Raw genomic sequence first — 21,242 nt, forward strand, 5'->3', positions numbered from 1 at the left:
CTAAATGAAAACGCGCCCGCGGGGACCCGGCACATCTGCCAGGCCCCCGCGGGCGCGTTCAACTACCAGAAACTACTGCGTGATCAGTGCACGTCCTTCCAGTATTCGCGCTTGAGCAAGTAGGCAAATACGAAGAAGAAAGCCAGGTACAGCAACACGTAGGTACCGATGCGCTGGCTTTCCAGTTTGACCGGGTTGGCCGAATAGGCCAGGAAGGTCACCAGGTTCTTGACCTTCTCGTCGAACTGCTCGGTGTTCAGGGTACCGGAATTCGGCGTAATGGTCAGCTGGTCGCAGGCCTCATGGGTCAGCGGGCTACCCGTCAATGGGTCGAATTGCTTCTTGCCATCGACCACCATCTGCACCTGCTTGCAGCCAACCACCTGATTACCTTGCAGGCCGACCAGCACATTGGGCATGCCGACGTTAGGGAATACCTTGTTATTGACCCCGTACGGGCGCGACTTGTCTTCATAGAAGCTGCGCAGGTAGGTGTACAACCAATCGGTACCGCGCACCCGGGCGACCAGGGTCAGGTCGGGCGGCGCGGCGCCAAACCAGGTCTTGGCATCGCTGGGCTGCATGCCGATCTGCATGTGGTCGCCGATCTTGGCACCGGTGAACACCAGCTTCTCGAGCATCAGCTCATGGGGGATGCCAAGGTCATCGGCCACCCGCTCGTAACGCTGGAACTTGGCGCTGTGGCAACCCATGCAATAGTTGGCGAAGGTGCGCGCACCGTCCTGCATGGCCGCCTTGTCGGTAAGGTCGATGTCGACCTTGTCCAGTTCCAGGCCATGTTCGGCAGCGAAGGAAAAGGCAGGCATCACTGCCAGCAAAAATACTGCAATCAACTTTTTCATCAGCCAGTCACCCTTTCCGGAACCGGTTTGGTCTTCTCAAGCCTTGTGTAGAACGGCATCAACAGGAAGTAGGCGAAGTACAGCACCGTGCACACCTGTGACAGCAAGGTCCGCCCAGGCGTAGGTGCCAGGACGCCGAGAATGCCTAGGATGACGAAGGCAATGCAGAACACCAGCAGGAAGACCTTGCTGATCCAGCCCTTGTAGCGCATGGAGCGCACCGGACTGCGATCAAGCCAGGGCAGCACGAACAGCACGGCGATCGCGGCACCCATGGCGATTACGCCCATGAGCTTGTCAGGCACCGCACGCAGGATCGCGTAGAACGGCGTGAAGTACCAGACAGGGGCGATATGCTCCGGCGTCTTGAACGCGTTCGCCTGCTCGAAGTTGGGTTTTTCCAGGAAGTAACCACCCATTTCCGGGAAGAAGAACACCACGGCGCAGAACACGAAGAGGAATACCACCACGCCGACGATGTCCTTGACGGTGTAGTACGGGTGGAACGGAATGCCGTCGAGCGGAATGCCGTTTTCGTCCTTTTTCTTCTTGATGTCCACACCATCAGGGTTGTTCGAACCCACTTCGTGCAGGGCCAGGATGTGCAGCACGACCAGGCCGAGAATCACGATCGGCAGGGCCACCACATGCAGGGCGAAGAAGCGGTTCAGGGTGATGCCCGAGATCAGGTAGTCCCCGCGAATCCACTGGGTCAGGTCGCCACCGATCACCGGGATGGCACCGAACAGCGAGATGATCACCTGAGCACCCCAGTACGACATCTGCCCCCATGGCAGCAGATAGCCCATGAAGGCTTCGGCCATCAGCGCCAGGTAGATCAGCATGCCGAACAGCCATACCAGCTCACGGGGCTTCTGGTAGGAACCGTAGAGCAGGCCGCGGAACATGTGCAGATAGACCACGATGAAGAACGCCGAAGCACCGGTGGAATGCAGGTAGCGCAGGATCCAGCCGTACTCGACGTCACGCATGATGTACTCGACCGAGGCGAAGGCCTCTTCCGCCGAGGGCGTGAAGCTCATGGTCAGCCACACGCCAGTGACGATCTGGTTGACCAGCACCAGCAGCGCCAGCGAGCCGAAGAAATACAGGAAGTTGAAGTTCTTGGGCGCGTAATACTTGCTCAGGTGGTCTTCCCACATCTTGGTGGCGGGGAAGCGAGCGTCAATCCAGTCCATGAACTTGCTCATCATGCTTTCTCCTGGTCGACGCCGATGACGACGATGTCGTCCGACTCATAAGAATGCGGCGGCACTGGCAGGTTGAGAGGCGCCGGCTGCGACTTGTAGACACGACCGGCCAGGTCGTAGTGGGAGCCGTGGCAAGGGCAGAAATAGCCACCAACCCACTTCGGCCCGAGGTCTGCAGGCGCGACTTCCGGACGGAAGGTCGGCGAGCATCCCAGGTGCGTGCAAAGACCGACGAGAATGAGGATTTCCGGCTTGATCGAGCGAACCTCAGGGTCGACATAGGCCGGCTGCACCGAGCTCTTCGATTGAGGGTCGGAGAGGTCACCTTCGATCTTCTTCAGGTTGCCAAGGATCTCCTGCGTTCGCCGCACGATGAACACCGGCTGGCCACGCCACTCGGCAACCATCTGCTGCCCCGGCTCGACCTTGGCAATATTGACCTTCACCGGTGCGCCGGCCGCCTTCGCCTTGGCACTGGGAAACCATGACCCCACGAACGGTACCGCAGCCCCCACTGCCCCCGCTGCCCCGACCACGGATGTCGCGGCTACGAGGAAGCGGCGCCGGCCTGCGTTGACGCCGTCATTGCTCATTCAGTCCTCTCCCATCAGCTTTGCTTGGCCAGTTGGACCTGGCCTGTACTTAGGTTGTGTCTGTGGCGCTAAAAATTGGCCGCCATGGTAAGAAACAAATCCACACAGTGACAAGGTGATTACCCCCACGGGGAGCCATAACCCGCGCTTTGCTTGATCTGCGTCTATGCGACAAACGGTCACCGACATGCTGACAGGTTAGTTCAAGCACAAAAAAAAGCCCGGTTCCAAGGAACCGGGCTTTTTTCGACTGCCGAAGCGGTATTAACGCTTGGAGTACTGAGGACGCTTACGCGCTTTACGCAGACCCACTTTCTTACGCTCGACTTCACGAGCGTCGCGGGTGACGTAGCCAGCACGACGCAGAGCGCCACGCAGGGTTTCGTCGTATTCCATCAGAGCGCGGGTGATACCGTGACGGATCGCACCGGCCTGACCGCTGACACCACCACCGGAAACGGTGACGTAGATGTCGAACTTCTCAACGGTTTCAGTCAGCTCGAGCGGCTGGCGAACAACCATGCGAGCGGTTTCGCGACCGAAGAACACGTCCAGAGAACGGTTGTTGATGGAAATGTTACCAGTACCCGGACGCAGGAAAACGCGAGCGGTTGCGGTCTTGCGACGGCCAGTGCCGTAATTTTGAGTCGCCGACATAATGAACTTTCCCGTTAGATCTTCAGTTCTTGAGGCTGCTGAGCAGTGTGTGGGTGAGCAGCACCCGCGTACACTTTCAGCTTGCGGTACATGTCGCGACCCAGCGGGTTCTTAGGCAGCATGCCTTTGACCGCGGTTTCGATAACACGCTCAGGGGCCTTGGCGATCAACTTCTCGAAGTTGATTTCCTTGATACCGCCTGGGAAACCGGAGTGGGAGTAGTACATTTTGTCGGAAGACTTGGCACCAGTCACACGAACCTGTTCAGCGTTGATGACGACGATGTAGTCGCCGGTGTCAACGTGAGGGGTGTATTCTGGTTTGTGCTTGCCACGCAGACGGGTAGCGATTTCGGTAGCCAGACGACCCAGGGTCTGGCCAGCGGCGTCAACTACGAACCACTCGCGCTTTACTGTTTCCGGTTTAGCAGTAAAAGTTTTCATTCTCTAAAGCCTCAGAGGCCGCCCAGCGAAAAATAGACGGCGAATCTTACTGGATAGTGCACAGCTTGCCAAGGGCAAGCGCGCAGCCGAACGCTGACGCTTTTGGGGGCTCGGGTCGGGCACGCCAATGTTCGACGGGGTTCTTCCTGCGTGGTGGTGCATCACTTCCGCCACACGGAGAGGGGCAGAATTATCCAGATTGCACGAAAAATTTCAACCTGCTTTGATGGGCTTCTTTGCCAAGGAGTGTTTTCCCGATGGAATACCGCAAGCTCGGCCGTACCGACCTCGACGTCAGCGCCCTGTGCCTGGGCACCATGACCTGGGGTGAGCAGAACACCCAGGATGAGGCCTTCGAGCAGATTGCCCTGGCCAAGGCCAGCGGCATCAACTTCATCGACACCGCCGAGATGTACCCGGTGCCGCCGCGCCCCGAGACCTACGCCGCCACGGAGCGCATCATCGGCAACTGGTTCCGCGCCAACGGCGACCGCGACGACTGGGTGCTGGCCAGCAAGGTCGCCGGCCCTGGCAACGGCATCAGCCACATCCGCGACGGCCAGCTCAAGCACAACCGCCAGCACATCGTTGCCGCGCTGGACGAGAGCCTCAAGCGCCTGCAGACCGACCGCATCGACCTCTACCAGCTGCACTGGCCGGAGCGCAGCACCAACTTCTTCGGCAAGCTCGGGTACCAGCACCAGGCCAACGACCTGTTCACCCCACTGGAAGAAACTCTCGAAGTGCTCGACGAGCAGGTGCGTGCCGGCAAGATCCGCCACATCGGCCTGTCCAACGAAACCCCGTGGGGCACCCTGAAGTTCCTGCACCTGGCCGATACCCGTGGCTGGCCGCGGGCGGTGTCGATCCAGAACCCTTACAACCTGCTGAACCGCAGCTTCGAAGTGGGCCTGGCGGAAGTGGCGATCCGCGAGCAATGCGGCCTGCTGGCCTATTCGCCACTGGCATTCGGCATGCTCTCGGGCAAGTACGAGCACGGCGCCCGGCCAGAGAAAGGCCGCCTGACCCTGTTCAGCCGCTTCGCCCGCTACTCCAACCCGCAGACCGTGGCGGCCTGCAGCCGCTATGTGCAATTGGCCCAGGCGCACGGCCTGGACCCGGCGCAGATGGCCCTGGCGTTCGTCACCCGGCAGCCGTTCGTGACCAGCAACATCATCGGCGCGACCGACCTTGTGCAACTGCAGAGCAACCTCGACAGCCTGCGGCTTAACCTCAGTGACGAGCTGCTCGCGGCAATCGAGGCCGTCCATCAGGAGCAGCCGAACCCGGCGCCTTGAGCTGAACCCGGTGTCGACTTCTTCGCGGGTGAACCCGCTTGTGTCCTGAGGTGGGATTAGAACCTGGCGCGATCCCTGTGGGAGCGGGCTTGCCCGCGAACACGGGCGAAGCCCGTGCCATTCACCACGATGTCGGCTTCGCGGGCAAGCCCGCTCCCACAGGATCGCGCCAGATTCTAGAAATTGAGCAAGACAGTTGCTCCCACAGGGTTCGGTGCAGACCTTGAGGGTGCGGGGTAGACACAATCGCCAAAAAATAAGACGATCCAGCCGGTGATTGACCACTCTACCCTATAAGAACAATGACAATGATGTTTACCCAACCCTCCGCGTCGTTGCGGCGCGTCAGCATCCTGGCCATTGACAAGGTGTTCGCTTCGACCTTGATGCAGGCCAAGGATTTCTTCCATCTCGCCAGCCTGCGCTACAGCAAGCAGCTGGGCCTGGGCTTGCAGCCCATGTTCGAGATCCATCTGGTGAGCCCCGATGGCCAGCCGGTGGACAGCTTCAGCAATGTGCAGTTGCCGGTCGATGGAGGCCTCGACGATGCCGACGTGATCATCCTCCCGGCCTTCTGGGAAGATTTCGACAATCTGCAGCAACGTTATCCACAGGTGCTGCCATGGCTGCGCAAACAGCACGCCCGTGGCGCGGTGTTGTGCGCCGAAGCCAGCGGGGTATTCTGGCTGGCCGAATCCGGCTTGCTCGACGGCAAGGAGGCGACCACCTACTGGCGCTTCTTCAACAGCTTCGCCGAGCGCTTCCCGAAGATCCGCCTGAACCAGGACAAGCACCTGACCGACGCTGACAACCTGTACTGCGCTGGCGGTACCACTTCAGCCTGCGACCTGTACATCTACCTGATCGAGCGCTTCTGCGGCGCCAACGTGGCGCGTGCCGTGGCCCGCGACATCCTCTACGAAGTGCAGCGCAACTACACGCCAGGGCGCATGGGCTTCGGCGGCCAGAAGCTGCACCAGGACCTGATCATCCTGCAGATCCAGCACTGGCTGGAAGAACACTTCGCCGACAAGTTCCGCTTCGAGGACGTGGCCCGCAACCATGGCATGAGCATCCGCAACTTCATGCGCCGCTTCCAGGGGGCGACGGGTGACAAACCGCTGCACTACCTGCAGCGGTTACGCATCGAGACGGCCAAGGGGCTGCTGTCGAGCACGCGCAAGAGCATCAAGACCATCAGTTACGAGGTCGGCTATGACGATGCGAGTTTCTTTGCGCGGTTGTTCCGCCAGCATACCGAGCTGTCGCCGAACCAGTATCGCCAGCAGTTCATGCAAGAGGCATGAGGCCAATGGGGCTGCTGCGCAGCCCATCGCCGGCAAGCGCGGCTCCCACAAGGTGGACTGCCCCCAAGAAGTTGGACAAAAAATCCAACCCTTGGGGGCAGTCCAAGGTATTGCGCAATACCTTGTGGGAGCCGAGCTTGCCGGCGATGGGCCGCAAGCGGCCCCAGGATCTCAGGGCTTGTGCGCGCGCGCCAGGAATTCGTGCGACTGCATTTCCAGCAAGCGGCTCAGGGTCCGCTGGAACTCGAAGCTCAGGCGCCCGCCGGTGTACAGGTCTTTGAGCTCCACCTCGGCCGAGATGATCAGCTTGACGTTGCGGTCGTAGAACTCGTCCACCATGTTGATGAAGCGGCGGGCGATGTCGTCGGTGGTGACGCCCATCTGCTCCACGTTGCTCAACAGCACGGCATGGAAGATCTTGCCCAGTTCGATGTAGTCGTTCTGGCTGCGGGGGCCGTCGCACAGGGCGCGGAAGTCGAACCAGGCCACGTCGTCACAGGTAAGCAGGGCATTGATCGGGCGATTCTCGATCATCAGCACGTCGTTCTCGACCGCCTGGGTGCACTCAGGGGTCAGCGCCTTGAAGCTGGCGCGCAGGCTCTGGTGCGCCGCGTCATCGAGCGGGTAGTGGTACAGCTCGGCCTGCTCCAGGTGACGCAGGCGGTAGTCGACCCCGCTGTCGACGTTCACCACGTCGGTGTACTGCTTGATCATGGCGATGGCCGGCAGGAAGCGCGCGCGCTGCAGGCCGTCCTTGTACAGGCCGTCCGGCACGATGTTGGAGGTAGCCACGAGCGATACGCCGTTCTTGAACAACTCTTCCATCAGAGTGCCGAGGATCATCGCGTCGGTAATGTCGGACACGAAGAATTCGTCGAAGCAGATCACCTTGGCTTCTTCGCTGAAGCGTTTGGCGATGATGGTCAGCGGGTTTTTCTCGCCCTTGAGGGTTTTCATTTCCTCATGGACGCGCTTCATGAAGCGGTGGAAGTGCGTGCGCATCTTCTGCTTGAACGGCAGTGCCTCATAGAAGGTGTCGACCAGGTAGGTCTTGCCGCGCCCTACTCCGCCCCAGAAGTACAGGCCTTTGACCGGCGTCTGCTCCTTCTTGCCGAACAGCTTGCCGAACATGCCCGGCTTGTTGTTCTGCGCGTGCACCAGGTCGTCGTACAGACGCTGCAGGTGACGAACCGCAGTTTCCTGCGCCGCATCATGGAAGAAGTCGGGACGTTTCAGATCTGCTTGATATCGTTCTAGGGGCGTCATGATTTCGTTAGCGAGGCAACAAAAAACGGGCCGTCACTGTAGCGACAGGCCCGCTTAATGGCAATCAGACTTGCGGCGAAATGCCTCAGGCGGTGTGCATTCCTGTGGCAGCGGGTTTACCCGCGAAGCAGGCAGCGCGGTGCCTGGCACCGGCTATGCCGGTGTTCGCGGATAAATCCGCTCCTACAGTGGCGCAAGCGCTACACGCAGGCTTTCGATAGCCGAATCTCGGGCTTCGGCGCTGTCGAACTGCGGTCCGTCGGCCACCTGCTCGCCGTCCAGCCACAGGCTGAAGCCAAGGCCATCGACGCGTACGTCGGCTTCGCCACCCTGCTGCAGTTGCTTGCTCACGGCACCGGCGCTCTTGCCATCGGCGAAGCTGCGCGACAGCAGCAGTTGCTCGCCGTCGGCGGCCAGCAGGCGGAAGCGGAAGCTGCCGTCTTCATCACGGAAGCTGACGAAGCGCGCGCTCTTGGCGGCCTTCTTCTTCACTTCGGTGGTCGCCTGCACGCTGCTGCGGAACGAACGCAGGCCAACTGCTTCGCGCAGTTGCTCGAGGAACGGGGTGGCGATCTTGCGGGCCTTGGTGGCGCCAGCGAGGAGGATGTCTTCCAGGTCGTTCGGGCGCGAGATCAGCTGGTGGTAGTGCTCACGCTTTTCGGCCAGCTGGCCGTCGAGCAGCTGGAACAGGCGCTGCTTGGCCTCGCCCCAGCCCAGGCCCTGCAGCAGCTCTTCGCGGAACTCGGCGCACTGCGCCGGCGTCGAGAAGGCCTGGAACAGGGTGAACAGGTGCGAGTTGTCCGGATCCTTGGCTTCGCCAGGGGCACGCGAGTCGGTGACGATGCGCGAGATGGCGTCTTTCATCTCCTTGGCGCTGGTGAACAGCGGGATGGTGTTGTCGTAGCTCTTGGACATCTTGCGCCCGTCCAGGCCCGGCAGGGTTGCCACGCTCTCCTCGATCACCGCTTCGGGGAGGGCGAAGAAATCGTTGCCCTGGCCGAACAGGTGGTTGAAACGCTGGCCGATGTCACGGGCCATTTCCACGTGCTGGATCTGGTCGCGACCGACCGGAACCTTGTTGGCGTTGAACATCAGGATGTCCGCCGCCATCAGCACCGGATAGCTGAACAGGCCCATGGTCACGCCGGCATCCGGGTCTTCACCGTTTTCGACGTTCTTGTCCACCGAGGCCTTGTAGGCGTGGGCACGGTTGAGCAGGCCCTTGGCCGCGACGCAGGTCAGCAGCCAGGTCAGTTCCGGGATCTCGGGGATGTCGGACTGGCGATAGAAGGTCACCTTGTTCGGGTCCAGGCCACCGGCCAGCCAGGTGGCGGCGATTTCCAGGCGCGAGCGCTGGATGCGCAGCGGGTCGTCGCACTTGATCAGGGCGTGGTAGTCGGCCAGGAAGTAGAACGAGTCGACACCAGGCTGCTGGCTGGCGACGATCGCCGGGCGGATGGCGCCGGCGTAGTTGCCCAGGTGCGGGGTGCCGGTGGTGGTGATACCGGTGAGGATGCGCGTGGTCATGGGTGTTCGCTTATTCAGGCTTGGCTCAGTTCGAAAGGCGCGGCAGCAGCAGATCCTTCAGATCGGTCAGCTTGCCATGGAAGAAGTGTCCGCATTCTGCCACTTTCAGCAGCTCATGGGGGCGCCCCAGTGCGTCGGACCATTGGTAAACCAGCTGTGGATCGACGACTTCGTCGGCATCGGGCTGCACCACGGCGATCGGGCAGCGCTGCGGCAGCGGGAAGTCGGCGGTCAGGCGCATCACCGCCGGGGCGATCATGAACAGCTGTTGCAGCGCCACACCTTGCGCCTCCAGGCGCCCGGCCAGGCTGGTGGCGACGAAGCCGCCGAACGAGAAGCCCATCAGCACCAGCGGCAACTGCGGGTGCTTCTCGCGCAGCCACGCTGCAGCGGCCTCGGCATCGGCCACCTCGCCAGCGCCCATGTCATGGCTGCCGGCACTCTGGCCGACACCGCGGTAGTTGAAGCGCAAGGTCACATAGCCAGCGTCGCGGGCGGTGCGCTGCAGGGTCGAGACCACCTTGTTGAGCATGGTGCCGCCCTGGACCGGGTTGGGGTGGCAGATCAGCACCGCACCGCGGGCATCGGCCACATCCAGGTACAAGGCTTCCAGCTGGCCGATCGGGCCGTCGATGAACAAGGGGGTTTCGCGAACAAGCAAGGCACTACTCCGTGACCTCGAAGGGGGTCGTTTCGTCTAGGTGAGGAATTCTGTTCTGATTTGCGATCGCTCGCGGTATACAGCGCAGGTCTGAGCCGTTAACGTAAAGCAAAGCCGTTTATAGAGGAAGGACTCGTGGAACTCTCGCTCCTTGTTTGGTTGTTGCCAACCCTGGCCCTGGTCATCGGTGTGGCGGTCGGTTTCATCGTGGCCCGCCTGTTGCCCAATGCGGCGCCCAGCAGCACCCAGCGTCAGCTGGACGATATCCAGCAGCGCTTCGACAGCTACCAGAACCAGGTGGTTACCCACTTCAACAGCACCGCGGTACTGGTCAAGAAGCTGACCCAGAGCTACCAGGACGTGCAGGATCACCTGGCCGACGGCGCCAACCACCTGGCGCTCGACGAGCTGACCCGCCAGCGCCTGCTCGCCGCCCTGCACTCCGAGGGCACCCAGGGGCCGCGTGACCGCCTGACCCCGCCGAAGGATACCGCCGAAGTGCCACGCGACTATGCACCGAAGTCGCCGAACTCGCCGGGCATGCTCGACGAGAGCTACGGGCTCAAGCGCTGACATGAACAAGGCCTCGAAAGAGGCCTTTTTTTGGTCTGGATCATGGCTTCTGCGGGAGCGGGCTTGACCCGCGAAGAAGGCGACTCGGTGGCAGGCACCGGCTTCGCCGGTGTTCGCGGGACAAGCCCGCTCCCACAGGGCCAGGTAACCTAGCTGCAAGCCTTAAGCGCCTGCCCTACGTCCGCCAACAAGTCCTCGACATCTTCCAGCCCCACCGACAACCGCACCAGGCCCTCGGAAATCCCGTGATGCGCCCGCTCTTCGGGCGTATAGCTGGAATGGGTCATGCTCGCCGGATGCTGCGCCAGCGATTCGGCATCGCCCAGGCTCACCGCCCGGGCAAACAGTTGCAGCGCATTCATGAAGCGCCGCCCGGCCTCGATCCCACCCTTGAGCTCGAAAGCGATCATTCCGCCCGGCAAGCGCATCTGCCGCTGCGCCAGTTCGTACTGGGCAAACGATGGCAGCCCCGGATACTGGATCAGCTCGACTTGCGGCTGGCGCGCAAGGAATTCGGCAACCTGCTGGGCATTCGCACAATGGCGGTCCATGCGCAACGCGAGTGTCTTGATGCCACGCATCAACAGCGAGGCATCGTGCGGCGACAGCACCGCCCCAGTCATGTCCTTGAGGCCTTCAAGGCGGATCCGGTCCACCAGCGCCTTGCGCCCGATCACCAGCCCGGCCGTGATATCACCGTGGCCACTGAGGTACTTGGTCGCCGAATGCACCACCAGGTCGGCCCCCAGTTCCAGTGGCCGCTGCAGGTACGGCGTGCAATAGGTGTTGTCGACCACGATATGCAGGTCATGCCCCCTTGCCGCTTCGGCCACTGCGGCGATATCGACCAGTTGCATGTTCGGGTTGGCGGGGGTTTCGAAGTAGATCATCCGGGTCTTGCGGGTGATCGCTGCTTTCAGCGCCTTGGTGTCATTGAGGTCGACATGGCGCACCTTCACCCCGAACTCGCCGATGCCATGGTGCATGTAGGCAAAGGTGCAGCCATACACCGTACGCCCGACGATCAGCTCGTCGCCAGGGCGCAGCAGGGTCCACAAGGTCGAGGTGATGGCGCCCATGCCCGACGCCAGCGCCAGGCTCGCCTCGCCCCCTTCCAGCGAGGCCATGCGCTGCTCCAGCAACGCCAGGGTCGGGTTTGAGATGCGGCTGTAGAAGTGCCCGCCCTCCTCCCCGGCAAAACACGCCGCGCCGTATTCGACGTTGGGGAAGGCATAAGTTGCAGTCTGGTAAACCGGCGGCACCAGTGCGCCGCCGTGGGAAAGCGGGTCGTAACCATGGTGGATGGCGCGGGTGGAAAAACCGGTGTTGTTATGGGAGTCGCGCATGGCAACAGCCTCTGGTGGTTTGTTATAAGCTTATGCCACCGAGCTGCCTGAATTTTTCCAAAATTGCCCACGCATTTGCGCACTTTTTGGAAAGAAAACAACAAATAAAATACCAGGAGGGCAAATCATGCCTTCAAGCCTCGACCGCACCGACCGCGCCCTGCTCGCCGCCCTGCAGGACAACGCGCGCCTCACTGTTTCCGAGCTTGCCGACCACGTCGCGCTGACCACCTCGCCGTGCTGGCGACGGGTCAAGTTGCTGGAGGACAACGGATATATCACCGGTTACCAGGCCATTCTTTCGCCCAAATCATTGGGGTTTGGCGTGACGGCGTTTGTCAGCATCATGATGGATTCGCATACCAAAGACATGGCTTTGGCGTTCGAGCGAAGGCTGATGGAGATTCCCGAGATAGTGGCGTGTCACAACATATCTGGACGGTATGATTTCCTGCTGGAGATTCTGGCAAGGGACTTGGAATCGTTCGGGGAGTTTACTCGGGAAGTACTGCAGCGGTTGCCGGGGGTGAAGGAGATTTACTCAAGTTTTTCCTACAAGGCGGTCAAGGAGAAACGGGTAATTCCTGTGTCTGAAACACACATCTAATGTAGAGCTTTCCTGTCGGTAGGAGCATTCCTACCGATTGACGCCCCCGCGCCCAGCATACAGAAAAATTCCGACAGCGCACGCTTGCCATGTAGTGATCAGGAGAACCCTGATCCTCCCTAACCGAGAGGACATTAAGTTCAAATTCGTCATCGAACCTTACAAGCAGGGTTGCGAAAGAATGATGGATTACCAAGAGCATTATCGCCAAATCAAGAAACCAATGATCTGAAGCGTTAGTCTGGGGCACTGAATTTTATGCAGGGTCTAACCTAAAAAGCCGCCAAGGATTATTCCTACAAACCAGCAAGAAAAGACTCACGCCTGACTCAGCACTGGATCTATTTCCATCACAATTGAGTAAGGCGAAGATCTCAACAACACTTCAATCAAGAAGCATTCCCATGGCAGCTCTCCTCCCTGACCACATCGCAAAATCACTTTCCAGACAAACTTTCGCCAATTTCGACGATTTCTCCCAGGCATTCTGGCTGGCAATCGCCGAAGACCCGGTCTACTCCCAGCTTTTCGTCACCTCGCAACTAAAGCGCATCAAGAAAGGCTGGCCACCCCGAGCACCATTCGCAGAAACAGCCAAGGGCCTGCGCTCGTACCAGATTTGCCACCTAGATTCACCCGAGTTCGGTGGCGCACTTTATGACGCGGACAATCTGCGGATCATGAGCGCCCTGCAATACGCGTTGTCTTCGGAGGTACAGTGGTAATCAGCCAAAAACACAGCCTTGCCGACTACACCTGCGCCGAATTCGCCGCCATCGTGGAAGAATTGCTGCATGCCGCCGGCAGTTCAGCCTGGCAGGATCGTCTGCTCGAGCACTTCATCGATATGGCCGGGCATCCGAACGGCTCGGACCTGATCTATTACCCGGTAACCGAACAGGAGGGCTGCACCGAGAGGGTGATTGCCCGTATCATCGCCTGGCGAAAATCGCAGGGACTTCCGCTATTCAAGGATGCGTGATGAAAAAGACGGTATTACTATGGGTTCTGCTGCTTTCCGGGTGTGTAGACGGCAGATTCTTCCTGCTGCCGAATCAGCAGGATCTCAAGTTCGCCTGTGATATGGACCCTTACAAGCCAGGGTGCGAAAGGCAAAGCGACTATGATCGGCACTTCAAGTCTATCGAAGACAGCAAGCGCTAGATGAGTCCCGAGAACACGATTTTCCAACAGGTTCTGGCAACCCTCGACAAGTACCCGGAGCTGGTGCGACAGATCTCTGCGGGAACACTTCTGCATCGTATTCAACCCTCTCGTTACGATGCCAACCCGGTCAACTATCGTGCCGATGCCGATACACGCTATGCCGACCCTGCCAGGCAGATCGGCGTCTATTATCTCGGCTTCAGCGAGGAAGTCGCCGTTGCCGAATCCTTCCAGTCAGGCCAAGGTGTTGCGCTGGAGTAAACGCTTGAACGCATCGCCCAGGAGCCAGGCTCTCACTGCCCCGCCATCAACGCATTCACATAATCCCGCTTGATGATGTCCAGAGCCGCAGGATCATCCAGCAATTGGAACCGAGGCAGTTCATTACTTGGCTCACCAGGGTCCGAATAATCCATTCTGCCGACCAAATGTTGCACCAGCGTATTCATGGCTTCGGTATCGGCGGGATCGACACCGAGCGAAGTAATCAGCATCTCGACAACAGCCTTCGGCTTGTTCTCGACAAACTGAAACGACGGGTAGAACTTCCTGCGATTACCGGTATTGGTATAGGCGAGGAGCTTGCCAACCTTGGTCTTCTGACTCAGAGCTTGTTTGGTAATACCCAGGATTTCGCAGGCCGCCTTGGCATCGAGCAACTCACACCGACTGGCTACACGCTCGAAGGCCCGCGCTTTCATCCTGGCAATGGCCTCCTGATTGCGCGTCGCAGTACTGCGCTTGGTCTCGACCTCAACCTTGGCAAGCGCAGCAAAAGCCTTATCGTCTGCAAGCGCGACAGCCTTCATGAGAACTGCTGCCGATGCACGAGCAAGGTGCTCTTCGAAGCGCTCCCGCAAAGCAGTCTTCGCCGCTTCAATGCGCGCAATCGCAGGATGAAGGGGTTCGTGGGTAAGGGTACTCATGGATCCTCCTCAGGGCCTGAAAAGCCCCTCAGCCCATAGACTAGGGCGCCCCCGGCAAACTGTCAACTTGTCAACCTGTCCACTTGTAAACAAGCCTTTATCGCCCAAGAACAAAAAACCCCGCCGAAGCGGGGTTTTTCACAAGCAGCACTACTTAGATCGCGCCACGCTGACGCAGCACATCCAGCACCTGCTTCACGCCTTCTTCAACGCTGGTGTTCTGGGTATCGATCACCAGGTCGGCATCCAGCGGCACATCGTACGGGAAGCTTTCGCCCGGGATGTTGTCGCCACCGGCAGCGTACAAGCCCTGCGGGTCACGCTCGCGGCATGCCAGCGGCGAGGCCTGCACGTAAACGGTCACCAGGCGCTCCTTGCCGATCAGCGCCTTGGCCTGCTCGCGGCCTTCGGCATCCGGGGCGACGAATGCAGCCAGGGTCAGCAGGCCGGCTTCGTTGAACTGGCGCGCCACATGGGCGGCGCGGCGCCAGTTCTCGGTGCGGCCGGCGCGGTCCTGCGGCAGGCCCTTGTTCAGGTCGTGGCGCAGGTTCTGGCCATCGAGCACGTACACCGCACGGCCCATGTCGAACAGCTTGCGCTCGACGGCATAGGCCAGGGTGCTCTTGCCAGCGCCAGACAGGCCGCTGAACAGCACGGTGGCCGGCTGCTGGCCGAAGCGCAGGGCACGCTCTTCGGTGGCCACGTGAGCGAGCTTGCCATGCTGGCCGGTGCTGCCGTGGGGCAGGACTGGCGGCGCGATGATCATGCCGGCGCCGACGGTGCCGTTGGTCAGGCGGTCGATGACGATGAACGCACCGGTGGTGCGGTTGCTGTCGTAACCGTCCAGGGCAATCGAGGCGTCCAGGGCCACCTTGACGCGGCCGATCTCGTTCAGCTGCAGCGCGCTGGCAGCGCCCTGCTCCAGGGTGTTCACATCGACCTTGTGGGTGATGCTGGCAATCGAGCCCGGCACGTAGCTGGTGGCGCGCTTGATGTCGTATTTCTTGCCTGGGAGCATCGGTTCTTCGGCCATCCACACCAGCATGGCATCGAACTGGTCGGTCACCGGCGGCACGTTATCGGCGTGAACCAGCAGGTCACCACGGGAGATGTCGATCTCGTCTTCCATGGTCAGGGTCACGGCCTGGCCTGGGCCAGCGCTTTCCAGTTCACCTTCGTAGGTGACGATGGACTTGACCCGGCTGCTCTTGCCCGAAGGCAGCACGACGATTTCATCGCCCTTGTGCACCACGCCGCTGGCGAGGGTGCCGGCGAAGCCGCGGAAGTTCAGGTTCGGACGGTTGACGTACTGCACCGGGAAACGCAGGTCGGTGAAGTTGCGGTCGGCCGACACTTCGACGGTTTCGAGGATTTCCATCAGCGTCGGGCCGGCATACCACGGCGAACGCTCGCTGTGGTTGACCACGTTGTCGCCCTTGAGCGCCGACATCGGCACGAAGTGCAGGCTGCTCGGGGCCAGGTTGATGGCGTCGGCGAACTTCAGGTAATCGGCCTTGATCGACTCGAAGACTGCTTCATCGAAGCCCTTGAGGTCCATCTTGTTGATCGCGACCACGATGTGCTTGATGCCCAGCAGCGAGGCGATGTAGCTGTGGCGGCGGGTCTGGGTCTGCACGCCGTAGCGGGCATCGACCAGGATGATCGCCAGGTCACAGGTGGATGCACCGGTGGCCATGTTGCGGGTGTACTGCTCGTGGCCGGGGGTGTCGGCAATGATGAACTTGCGCTTGGCCGTGGAGAAGTAGCGGTAAGCGACATCGATGGTGATGCCCTGCTCGCGCTCGGCCTGCAGGCCGTCGACCAGCAGTGCCAGGTCGACTTCTTCGCCGGTGGTGCCGACTTTCTTCGAATCACGGGTGATGGCCTCGAGGTGGTCCTCGTAGATCATCTTCGAGTCGTGCAGCAGGCGCCCGATCAGGGTGCTCTTGCCATCGTCGACGTTGCCGCAAGTCAGGAAGCGCAGCAGTTCCTTGCGCTCGTGCTGGGCCAGGTAAGCGAGGATGTCCTCGCTGATCAGATCAGATTGGTGCGACATGGAGTAACCCTGAAATTAGAAGTAGCCTTGGCGTTTCTTGTCTTCCATGGAACCGGCGCCATCGTGGTCGATGACACGGCCCTGGCGTTCGGACGTACGGGTCAGGAGCATTTCCTGAATGATGTCCGTCAGGGTCTCGGCTTCCGACTCGACAGCGCCCGTCAGCGGGTAGCAGCCGAGGGTACGGAAACGCACCTTCTTCTTGACGATGCGCGCCTTCTCTTCCTCGGAAAGGTGCTCGAGGATGCGTTCGTCGTCGATCATGATCAGGGTGCCGTTCTTCTCGATGACTTCACGCTCGGCGGCGAAGTACAGCGGCACGATCGGGATGCCTTCGAGGTAGATGTACTGCCAGATGTCCAGCTCGGTCCAGTTCGACAGCGGGAAGACGCGGATCGACTCGCCCTTGTTGACCTTGCCGTTGTAGACGTTCCACAGCTCCGGGCGCTGGTTCTTCGGGTCCCAGCGGTGCTTGCTGTCACGGAACGAGTAAACGCGCTCCTTGGCCCGCGACTTCTCTTCGTCGCGGCGCGCGCCACCGAAGGCGGCGTCGAAACCATGCTTGTCCAGCGCCTGCTTGAGGCCCTGGGTCTTCATGATGTCGGTGTGCTTGGAGCTGCCATGGGTGAACGGGTTGATGCCCTGCGCCACGCCCTCGGGGTTGACGTGGGTGATCAGCTCCAGGCCCATTTCCTCGACCATCTTGTCGCGGAAGCGGTACATTTCCTGGAATTTCCACTGGGTGTCGACGTGCATCACCGGGAACGGCAGCTTGCCCGGGAAGAAGGCCTTGCGCGCCAGGTGCAGCATCACGGCGGAATCCTTGCCGATCGAGTACAGCATCACCGGGTTGTCGAACTCGGCGGCCACCTCGCGGATGATGTGGATGCTTTCCGCCTCCAGCTGTTTCAAGTGCGTCAGTTTGTCGACCATGGCTACTCACGTAAAACGATCTTATGGACGGCCTGCGGGCCGTGTTCGAGCGAGCCACTTTATCACAGCGGCTGCTTCTATTTAGGCGGCGCACTAGATCGAAAAAGTCTAACGATATGACTGGGGGTTTGGGCTGTCAGGACCGGCCTCTTCGCGGGCAAGCCCGCTCCCACAGGGATCGCATAATCCTGTGGGAGCGGGCTTGCCCGCGAAGCAGGCGACACCGATATCAGATCGGATTCGGGCAGTCGATGAACAGATGCTCCAGGGCAAACCGACGCGCCAGGTAATCGCCCAGCGCCTGCACGCCGTACCGCTCGGTGGCATGGTGGCCCGCGGCAACAAAGCTGACCCCGTTCTCCCGGGCGCTGTGATAGGTCTGCTCCGACGCCTCACCGGTGAGGTACAGGTCCACCCCGGCGGCAATCGCGGTATCGATGTAACCCTGCCCACCCCCGGTGCACCAGCCGACCCGGCGGATCATCTGCTCACCTTCCACCAGCAATGGCTCACGCCCGAGCACTTCCTGCACCCGACGGGCGAAATCCCGTGCAGTCACCGGCTCCGCCAACGAACCGACCAGCCCCACCACTTTGGGGTTTTCCGGGTCCAGCGGGCCTTCGACGGTGATGTCGAGCTGCCGCGCCAGCTGCACGTTGTTGCCGACCTCAGGATGCACATCCAATGGCAGATGAAACGCCAACAGGCTGATGTCGTGCTTCAGCAAGGTCTTCAGCCGGCGCTGACGGATCCCGGTAACGCACGGATTCTCGCCTTTCCAGAAGTAGCCATGGTGCACCAGAATCAGGTCGGCCTCGGCCTCGACCGCGGCATCCAGCAGCGCCTGGCTGGCAGTGACGCCACTGACGATGCGACTGACCTGCGGCCGCCCCTCGACCTGCAGCCCGTTGGGGCAATAATCCTGGATCTTCGCGCTGCCCAGGTAGCGTTCGGCTTCCTCGACCAGGGTGTTGAGTGCGACGGCCATGAAAATCTCCTCGAAATCTGCGCTTTTCTCGGACGCAACGTCTGCAGAACGCCCGTATAATGCCGGCCATTATGGGCCGTCGCCGGCATCGGGGGAACCGGTGTATGATCGCGCGCGCTCATGCCCCACTGCGCGGCCGCCGGCCCCCGCTCTTTTCCAGGACTCGTTCATGTTCAAGGCTTTGCGTTACTTTGGCTGGCCCCTGCTCACCGGTATTCTGATCGCCGTACTGATCATCCAGCGCTACCCGGAGTGGGTCGGCCTGCCCAGCCAGGACGTCAACCTGCAGCAAGCCCCGCAAACCACACGGATCATGCAGGGCCCGGTGTCCTACGCCGACGCCGTGACCCTCGCCGCCCCGGCGGTGGTCAACCTGTACACCACCAAGGTGGTGAACAAGACCGCTCACCCGCTGTTCGAAGACCCGCAGTTCCGCCGCTTCTTCGGCGACAACCTGCCCAAGCAGCGCCGTTGGGAGTCGAGCCTGGGTTCGGCGGTGATCATGAGCCCCGAAGGCTATCTGCTGACCAACAACCACGTCACCAGCGGCGCCGACCAGATCGTCGTGGCCCTGAAGGACGGCCGTGAAACCCTGGCACGGGTCATTGGCAGCGACCCGGAAACCGACCTAGCGGTGCTGAAGATCGACCTGAAGAACCTGCCCGCCATCACCATTGGCCGCTCCGACACCATCCACATCGGCGATGTCGTGCTGGCCATCGGCAACCCGTTCGGCGTTGGCCAGACCGTGACCATGGGCATCATCAGCGCCACCGGCCGCAACCAGTTGGGCCTGAACAACTACGAAGACTTCATCCAGACCGACGCGGCAATCAACCCGGGCAACTCCGGCGGTGCGCTGGTCGACGCCAATGGCAACCTGGTGGGCATCAACACGGCGATCTTCTCCAAGTCCGGCGGCTCCCAGGGCATCGGCTTCGCCATCCCGATCAAGCTGGCGCTGGAGGTGATGAAGTCGATCGTCGAGCACGGCCAGGTGATTCGTGGCTGGCTGGGCATCGAGGTGCAGCCGTTGAGCCAGGAACTGGCCGAGTCGTTCGGCATGCAAGGCCGCCCAGGCATCGTGGTGGCCGGTATCTTCCGCGACGGCCCGGCGCAGAAGGCCGGGTTGCAGCTGGGTGACGTGATCCTGAGCATCAACGGTGAACCTGCCGGCGACGGGCGCAAGTCGATGAACCAGGTGGCGCGGATCAAGCCGACCGACAAGATCACCATCGAGGTGATGCGCAATGGTCAGCAGTTGAAGCTGATTGCCGAAGTGGGCCTGCGCCCGCCGCCGGCACCGGCTGCCAACCCGGAAGAAAAGTAAGGCTTGAAGCGGGGGCTGCTTTGCAGCCCATCGCCGGCAAGCGCGGCTCCCACCTGGATAGCGCAGTACTTGGACTGCCCCCAAGAAGTTGGACAAAAAATCCAACCCTTGGGGGACCTATGGGCAAGTACACAGAGCAGTTCAAGCTCACAGCCATCACCGCTTACCTGGATGGCAATAATGGCTTCCGAAAGGTAGCCCAACATTTCGGTATCGACTTCAGCCTGCTGCGCCGATGGGTTTCCAGCTATCAGCGCAATTCCAGCCTTCCTCCACGTTCGCCTGGGCGGGGTTATGACGACGGTTTTAAGCGGCAGGTGGTCAGCTACATGCACGAGCATCGTCTTTCTATGCGGCAAACCGCAGCGCATTTTGGCCTCGGCCAATCGTCGCGGATAGGCAACTGGCAGCGGCAGTACTACAGTGGTGACCTTGTAGCTCCCGTCGACCGCCAGAAAAAGCCGATCAAAGTGCCGAAGAAGATCAAACCTGCAAAACCCACAGATACCGACGACTCGCAAAAGTCCCGAGACCAACTGATCGCGGAGCTCGAATACCTGCGCATGGAGAATGCTGTTTTAAAGGAGCTCAAGGCTTTACGGGAGGAAAAGGAACGAATATCGGGGAAAAAGCCCTGATCGTTTCCAGGCTCAAGCGTAGATTTCCTTTGCCTGACCTGCTGGGGCTGGTCGGGCTGGCTCGCAGTACCTTTTATTATCAGGTGCAAAGCCAGCAGAAGCCGGACAAATATGCCGAGCTTAACGAGAAGATTCAGCAGATCTATCACAAAGAGAAAGGGCGCTACGGCTATCGACGCGTTGCACTCGTGATTAGAAAGGAGGGGGTGCAGGTCAACAAGAAGGTCATCGAGAAACTGATGGCTGCCCTAGGGCTGAAGTCACTGGTACGCCCCAAGAAATATCAGTCCTACCGAGGTGCCGTGGGCAAGATAGCGGCGAATTTGCTGGAGCGAAATTTCGTCGCCCAGCGTCCTAACCAAAAATGGGTGAGTGACGTAACCGAGTTCAAGGTGGCTCAACAGAAGCTCTATCTTTCGCCAGTGATGGACTTGTACAACGGGGAAATCATCGCCTATGAGACGGCTAGCCGCCCCCAGTACAGCCTGGTTGGAAATATGCTGGATAAGGCACTCAATACCTTGGGAGAAAAGCCGAAGCTAGTGCTCCACACCGACCAGGGATGGCAGTACCAGCAGGCTCAATATCGTCACAAGCTTCGCAGTCGCGGCGTGAAACAGAGCATGTCTCGTAAAGGCAATTGCCTGGACAATGCGGCTATGGAAAGCTTCTTCGGGACGCTCAAGTCAGAGTTTTTCTACCTAAAGCGTTTCGAGAGTATTGATGAATTGAAAGCAGGCCTGGATGAGTACATTCACTACTACAACCATGACCGCATCAAGCTGAAGCTCAATGGCCTGAGCCCTGTCGAGTACAGGACCCAGGCGGCAGCTTAAAACTGTCCAACTTTTG

At 60.4% G+C, this 21,242-nt stretch carries 23 protein-coding genes; 10 read left to right on the forward strand and 13 right to left on the reverse strand.

Translation table 11 applies throughout. The features are described 5' to 3' along the window. Positions 1-83 precede the first annotated feature (83 nt). The 5 genes from OCX61_RS22720 to rplM form a co-directional block, all read right to left on the reverse strand. Positions 84-863: a cytochrome c1 gene (locus OCX61_RS22720; protein WP_027918011.1), complete on the reverse strand. Its 780-nt coding sequence runs from the start codon at positions 861-863 to the stop codon at positions 84-86. Next, a complete protein-coding gene (locus OCX61_RS22725) occupies positions 863-2,074 on the reverse strand; it encodes a cytochrome b (protein WP_016395499.1) in 1,212 nt (403 codons plus the stop codon). Before OCX61_RS22725 ends, OCX61_RS22720 begins: the two co-directional genes overlap by 1 nt. After that, complete coding sequence (gene petA, locus OCX61_RS22730; RefSeq protein WP_027918012.1) at positions 2,074-2,667, reverse strand: ubiquinol-cytochrome c reductase iron-sulfur subunit; 594 nt, start codon at positions 2,665-2,667, stop codon at positions 2,074-2,076. The genes OCX61_RS22725 and petA overlap by 1 nt, the downstream gene beginning before the upstream one ends. 264 nt (positions 2,668-2,931) lie before the next feature. After that, positions 2,932-3,324, reverse strand: a complete 393-nt coding sequence (rpsI, locus tag OCX61_RS22735) for a 30S ribosomal protein S9 (RefSeq protein WP_003260797.1) — start codon at positions 3,322-3,324, stop codon at positions 2,932-2,934. 14 nt (positions 3,325-3,338) lie between these two features. After that, a complete protein-coding gene (gene rplM, locus OCX61_RS22740) occupies positions 3,339-3,767 on the reverse strand; it encodes a 50S ribosomal protein L13 (protein WP_003251819.1) in 429 nt (142 codons plus the stop codon). Between the two features lie 257 nt (positions 3,768-4,024). On the opposite strand from rplM, the gene OCX61_RS22745 reads away from it, so the two are divergent. After that, positions 4,025-5,065, forward strand: a complete 1,041-nt coding sequence (locus tag OCX61_RS22745) for an NADP(H)-dependent aldo-keto reductase (protein WP_261941478.1) — start codon at positions 4,025-4,027, stop codon at positions 5,063-5,065. A gap of 386 nt (positions 5,066-5,451) precedes the next feature. After that, positions 5,452-6,372, forward strand: coding sequence for a GlxA family transcriptional regulator (locus tag OCX61_RS22750; protein ID WP_261944355.1), 921 nt, complete (start codon positions 5,452-5,454; stop codon positions 6,370-6,372). Between the two features lie 171 nt (positions 6,373-6,543). On the opposite strand, the gene zapE is transcribed toward OCX61_RS22750, so the two are convergent. From zapE to OCX61_RS22765, 3 genes are all read right to left on the reverse strand, one after another. Continuing rightward, the gene (gene zapE / locus OCX61_RS22755) at positions 6,544-7,638 is read right to left on the reverse strand and encodes a cell division protein ZapE (protein WP_261941479.1); all 1,095 of its coding nucleotides are present in this window, start codon (positions 7,636-7,638) and stop codon (positions 6,544-6,546) included. Positions 7,639-7,821: 183 nt separating this feature from the next. Next, a complete protein-coding gene (locus tag OCX61_RS22760; RefSeq protein WP_261941480.1) occupies positions 7,822-9,165 on the reverse strand; it encodes a tryptophan--tRNA ligase in 1,344 nt (447 codons plus the stop codon). 25 nt (positions 9,166-9,190) lie between these two features. Beyond that, positions 9,191-9,826: an alpha/beta hydrolase gene (locus OCX61_RS22765; RefSeq protein ID WP_261941481.1), complete on the reverse strand. Its 636-nt coding sequence runs from the start codon at positions 9,824-9,826 to the stop codon at positions 9,191-9,193. Positions 9,827-9,961: 135 nt separating this feature from the next. Between OCX61_RS22765 and OCX61_RS22770 the strand changes: the two genes are divergently transcribed. Beyond that, positions 9,962-10,399, forward strand: a complete 438-nt coding sequence (locus OCX61_RS22770; RefSeq protein ID WP_027918018.1) for a Z-ring associated ZapG family protein — start codon at positions 9,962-9,964, stop codon at positions 10,397-10,399. 149 nt (positions 10,400-10,548) lie between these two features. Here OCX61_RS22770 and OCX61_RS22775 read toward each other — a convergent pair whose 3' ends face one another. After that, positions 10,549-11,745 carry a methionine gamma-lyase gene (locus OCX61_RS22775; protein WP_261941482.1) on the reverse strand — a complete coding sequence of 399 codons (1,197 nt, stop codon included), beginning with the start codon at positions 11,743-11,745 and terminating at the stop codon, positions 10,549-10,551. 127 nt (positions 11,746-11,872) lie between these two features. Between OCX61_RS22775 and OCX61_RS22780 the strand changes: the two genes are divergently transcribed. The 5 genes from OCX61_RS22780 to OCX61_RS22800 all read left to right on the forward strand — a co-directional run bounded on the left by OCX61_RS22780 (position 11,873) and on the right by OCX61_RS22800 (position 13,780). Beyond that, the gene (locus OCX61_RS22780; RefSeq protein ID WP_261941483.1) at positions 11,873-12,352 is read left to right on the forward strand and encodes an Lrp/AsnC family transcriptional regulator; all 480 of its coding nucleotides are present in this window, start codon (positions 11,873-11,875) and stop codon (positions 12,350-12,352) included. A 404-nt stretch (positions 12,353-12,756) separates the two neighbouring features. Next, positions 12,757-13,077, forward strand: coding sequence for a pyocin-S2/colicin E7-DNase domain-containing protein (locus OCX61_RS22785; RefSeq protein ID WP_261941484.1), 321 nt, complete (start codon positions 12,757-12,759; stop codon positions 13,075-13,077). Continuing rightward, positions 13,071-13,334, forward strand: coding sequence for a bacteriocin immunity protein (locus OCX61_RS22790; RefSeq protein WP_261941485.1), 264 nt, complete (start codon positions 13,071-13,073; stop codon positions 13,332-13,334). Before OCX61_RS22785 ends, OCX61_RS22790 begins: the two co-directional genes overlap by 7 nt. After that, positions 13,334-13,516: a hypothetical protein gene (locus tag OCX61_RS22795; RefSeq protein WP_261941486.1), complete on the forward strand. Its 183-nt coding sequence runs from the start codon at positions 13,334-13,336 to the stop codon at positions 13,514-13,516. The genes OCX61_RS22790 and OCX61_RS22795 overlap by 1 nt, the downstream gene beginning before the upstream one ends. After that, positions 13,517-13,780, forward strand: a complete 264-nt coding sequence (locus OCX61_RS22800; RefSeq protein WP_261941487.1) for an RES domain-containing protein — start codon at positions 13,517-13,519, stop codon at positions 13,778-13,780. It begins immediately after the preceding gene. Between the two features lie 32 nt (positions 13,781-13,812). On the opposite strand, the gene OCX61_RS22805 is transcribed toward OCX61_RS22800, so the two are convergent. The 4 genes from OCX61_RS22805 to OCX61_RS22820 form a co-directional block, all read right to left on the reverse strand. Next, positions 13,813-14,445, reverse strand: a complete 633-nt coding sequence (locus tag OCX61_RS22805; RefSeq protein WP_261941488.1) for a hypothetical protein — start codon at positions 14,443-14,445, stop codon at positions 13,813-13,815. Between the two features lie 154 nt (positions 14,446-14,599). After that, positions 14,600-16,501, reverse strand: a complete 1,902-nt coding sequence (cysN, locus tag OCX61_RS22810) for a sulfate adenylyltransferase subunit CysN (protein WP_261941489.1) — start codon at positions 16,499-16,501, stop codon at positions 14,600-14,602. Positions 16,502-16,516: 15 nt separating this feature from the next. Next, positions 16,517-17,434, reverse strand: a complete 918-nt coding sequence (cysD, locus tag OCX61_RS22815) for a sulfate adenylyltransferase subunit CysD (protein WP_009684445.1) — start codon at positions 17,432-17,434, stop codon at positions 16,517-16,519. A 229-nt stretch (positions 17,435-17,663) separates the two neighbouring features. Further along, a complete protein-coding gene (locus OCX61_RS22820; protein ID WP_261941490.1) occupies positions 17,664-18,422 on the reverse strand; it encodes a Nif3-like dinuclear metal center hexameric protein in 759 nt (252 codons plus the stop codon). A 169-nt stretch (positions 18,423-18,591) separates the two neighbouring features. Between OCX61_RS22820 and algW the strand changes: the two genes are divergently transcribed. Both algW and OCX61_RS22830 read left to right on the forward strand, forming a co-directional pair. Next, a complete protein-coding gene (gene algW, locus OCX61_RS22825) occupies positions 18,592-19,752 on the forward strand; it encodes a Do family serine endopeptidase AlgW (RefSeq protein ID WP_261941491.1) in 1,161 nt (386 codons plus the stop codon). A gap of 119 nt (positions 19,753-19,871) precedes the next feature. Continuing rightward, positions 19,872-21,226, forward strand: a protein-coding gene (locus OCX61_RS22830; protein ID WP_410011089.1) for an IS3 family transposase whose coding sequence is annotated in 2 segments (ribosomal slippage) — positions 19,872-20,342 and positions 20,345-21,226 — 1,353 coding nt in all. Because the reading frame shifts where the segments join, the coding sequence is not laid out codon by codon here. Positions 21,227-21,242: the final 16 nt, after the last annotated feature.

This window comes from Pseudomonas sp. LRP2-20 (assembly GCF_024349685.1).
Classification (GTDB): Bacteria; Pseudomonadota; Gammaproteobacteria; order Pseudomonadales; family Pseudomonadaceae; genus Aquipseudomonas.